This is a genomic window from Deltaproteobacteria bacterium, assembly GCA_030654105.1.
In the GTDB taxonomy this organism is placed as follows: domain Bacteria; phylum Desulfobacterota; class SM23-61; order SM23-61; family SM23-61; genus JAHJQK01.
Genome location: JAURYC010000185.1, coordinates 1 through 3,388, shown reverse-complemented (window position 1 = coordinate 3,388; position 3,388 = coordinate 1). Strand labels below are relative to the sequence as shown.

Genomic DNA, 3,388 nt, shown 5'->3' with positions numbered 1-3,388 from the left:
GGTTGCATCAGAGGTTTCCAGGCCGCGAATAATTTCAACGCCCCTCATTACCTGGACCGGGCTGGCAAAATGCATCCCGATGACCTTATCAGGTCTGCGGGTGGCGGTGGAAATCTCGGTGATACTCAAGGAAGAGGTATTGGTCGCCAAGATGCTTGGAGGCGGACATATTTCATCCAACTCTTTAAATAGCTTCTTCTTCAATTCCAGGTTTTCCGGAGCGGCTTCGATAATAATATCAGCATCTATCCCGGCCTCCTCCAAAAAGAGGGTTCCTTTGATTTTCCCCAAGGCCGCTTCCCTTTGCGCCCGGGTTATCTTCCCTTTTTCCAAAAGGAGGTTTAAACTTTTTTTAATGGAGCTAAAACCGCGCTCGAGAAATTTATCCTCCACGTCCCTCATGACTACATTGAATCCCGCCTGCGCCGCCACCTGGGCTATGCCACTCCCCATAAGGCCCGCACCGATCACCCCAATTCTCTTTATCTCTGCCATGGCTTTCAACTCTTTTCTGGTTTTAGGAATGAATGGGTTACAGGAACGTAATATGGTGGCCTCGATCAAACACAGCGCCTGCCTACGGAACACACGGAAAGGCAACGATCACACGCCGGAATCATACCACAGACCAAGGATTGATACAAAACTCGCATCTCCGCGCTCCAGAGAAGTTTTTTCCTCTCTTCTAAATTTTCTGCCACCAGGATTTTATTGAGATATTTTAATAAACCACTTAAATTCTGAGCATGGACTCCCTCTTCCAGACATTTCTTCTTATCAATCCCATTTAGGGATAAGGCCCCAGGGGGACAGGCCGCCAAACATTTGCCGCATTCATCCCCCGGGCATGGGTCTTCTTCGAGCAGGGGGGAAGGAGATAATAAAGCACTGGTGATGACTGTTCCCAGCCACACTCTGGGGCCGAAATTTTTCGTAACTAGCAGTTGGTTAAGCCCAATCTTGCCTAAACCTGCTGCTTGGGCGGCATGTCGATGGGAGAAAGCTCCAAAGAGTCCTTTCTTTTCGATCATATCCAGAGGAATGGTTCCGGGGACGATTACACTCTTGTAACCTCTCTCTTCCAAGAATCTGGCTAAATGGTACGAAATTTCATTTGCCCTGCTTCGCAATAGGGCATAAGAGAGTTGATAGACATGGAATACGGGAGTGGAAAATGTCCCTTCCAAAGCATTTAAGGCAATGGAAACGACCGATTCAGCCCCGGGCAGAATATCCTCTGGTTTATGCCTTGGGGGAGCTCCCGCAAACCTTTCCATGGCCGCAACCCCGAATAAATCAGCCCCGCAGGCTTTCGCCACCTTTTTTAGCCCTTCCGTTAAACGGGCATCCATCTTTTCCCTCCTTGCTGTAAGGACATGTTTGCGGGAAAAGCAATTAAAATTGGTACCCTTAGGAGCGTCGCGGCAAAGGGCAGCTCTCGGTCCCATAGGCATCGCAACAACCGGAAACGATACCATCAATCATCATTTTCCCGGCTTTATTCGCACTGTCTTCTTCGGCGATGCCCGAAATGATTTTGGCCAGCCGCTTTTTGTATTCGAAATTGGTCTCTCGCTCGATGATCATCTTCTGAGTGGCCGGACCGCCGCCGCCGAAGTAGTCCGCTGGAATCGTAACCCCCTGGACCAAGAATTCGATCAAGCGGATGATGCGCATCCGATCCTCTACCGGAAGCTCCGGTTTCGTTCGCAAGTATTTCCGTACCAACGGTCCAATTTCGGGGTTATGCAAATTTTTTTCCGACGGCAAAGTAGCGACAATGCCCCCGGCCAAGTCAATGGCCAGTTTCCCCAGCTCATGGGGGATGCTGGTAACATGGAGTTTCGTCACGTTGGCCAATAGCTTGTCGGGTTGATACCAGCCCGACGGTTTCTTCACTCCTTGAACAGCAGCCGCCACTGCACAAGCCCACATAGTCTCGTTCAGAAAGGACATCTCGGTCAGTTTTTCTCGAATGTGCCAGGCACGGTCTATCCCGTTGAACTCGGCGATGAGCTTGGCCGCGCCAATGAGCACATCAAAGGTGCCTGGACGACACCCCCCGTAAGAATAGCGATGGTTAGCGATGAAGTTTTCGACGAGGGTCTGGGTGAAGGGGTATTCGCCGCACATGAAGACCCGCTCCCAGGGGACGAATAGATCGTTAAAGATGATCATCGTTTCATGCATATCGTACTTGATATTTCCCAGGTCCGCCCCCGTGTATCTCCTCTCATCAAGCGCATGCCGGCCGAACACATGGATAAGCCCCGGAGCATCCGAAGGGGTTGCGAAGGCAACGGCATAATCTTTCTCGTCTTCACCCATGATGGTGCTGGGAACCACATTCAGATAATGGGCGGTAAGCGCTCCCGTCTGATGCATTTTGGCTCCCCGCACGATGATCCCTTTTTCATTTTTATCGACCACCCGCAAGTAGAGGTCCGGGTCGAATTGTTTCGAGGGTCGAAGGCGCCGATCCCCCTTGGCATCCGTGACTCCTGCGCTGGCCATCCGGTCATCGTCCTGGAGGAAAATCAGGTAATCTTTAAACCTCCGGTGGTAGTCAGTCCCACACTCCCGGTCGATCTCAAAGGTGGTATCATAGAGGGGATTGATCAGCTCCTTCGTCAGGCAGCGCATGTTGCAAGCCCCCACAGCCTGATTGGTCAGCCTGAGCATGGAAAGGGCTTTCAGGAGATCTTCCGTGCTCTGGTAGATGTGATTGAACCGGCTGATCTTGCGGCCGGTAAGGTGCGAGGTCGTGGTGAGCACTCCTTCATAATCCGGATCTTGAGCCATGGCATACATCTTGGCGGTGATGTTGATGGCCGGCCGGATCAGGGGGTGATCCGCAAAGTTTTCCACCCGCTCTCCATCTACATAAACGGTGGGTTTCATCTTTCCCAAGCTCTGGAGGTATTCCTCGGAAGTCATTAAAGCCATTAAATCTTCTCCTAATCAGGGCAATGAATTAGTCTTGGGGAGCTTTTTAATCCACCAGACGAAAGATTTTTTTCTTAATTATAGGAATTCAAATAACTTCTAATAGTGATTTCTATCGGGAAACTTTCATATTCCCCTTGATCAATTTTTGGGAAAGTGGACCAAAAATTCTTCTTGACAGGATTTCTCGTGTGGGTTATAAGCGAATCTAACGTTCGTTAGGTGTTGACTATCCTACCTCTGTTCCACCATCCTGTCAAGGGAGAATTGGGGAGAAGAATAGGCGAATGGCAAGAGAATTTCTTCGCGGGAGGAAGGCTGAGCTCTATAAGAATGCCGCCTTTTTATTCAATAAAAACGGCTATGCTTCCACCTCCATGAGACAGATTTGCCGGGCCATCGGCATTCGCGAAAGCAGCCTTTACCATTATATCCGGAGCAA

4 protein-coding genes are annotated in these 3,388 nt (G+C 50.2%); 1 reads left to right on the top strand and 3 read right to left on the bottom strand.

Annotation, left to right across the window (positions count from 1 at the left end):
* The 3 genes from Q7V48_07760 to Q7V48_07750 form a co-directional block, all read right to left on the bottom strand.
* A partial coding sequence (locus Q7V48_07760) for a 3-hydroxyacyl-CoA dehydrogenase NAD-binding domain-containing protein (GenBank protein MDO9210629.1) occupies positions 1-495 on the bottom strand: 495 nt, incomplete at its 3' end.
* A 65-nt stretch (positions 496-560) separates the two neighbouring features.
* Positions 561-1,352, bottom strand: a complete 792-nt coding sequence (locus tag Q7V48_07755; GenBank protein ID MDO9210628.1) for an epoxyqueuosine reductase — start codon at positions 1,350-1,352, stop codon at positions 561-563.
* A gap of 58 nt (positions 1,353-1,410) precedes the next feature.
* Entirely contained in the window at positions 1,411-2,946 is a 1,536-nt protein-coding gene (locus Q7V48_07750) for a 4-hydroxyphenylacetate 3-hydroxylase N-terminal domain-containing protein (protein ID MDO9210627.1), read from the bottom strand.
* Positions 2,947-3,233: 287 nt separating this feature from the next.
* Between Q7V48_07750 and Q7V48_07745 the strand changes: the two genes are divergently transcribed.
* Positions 3,234-3,388, top strand: a 155-nt coding sequence (locus Q7V48_07745; GenBank protein ID MDO9210626.1) for a helix-turn-helix domain-containing protein, incomplete at its 3' end; no start/stop codon positions are given.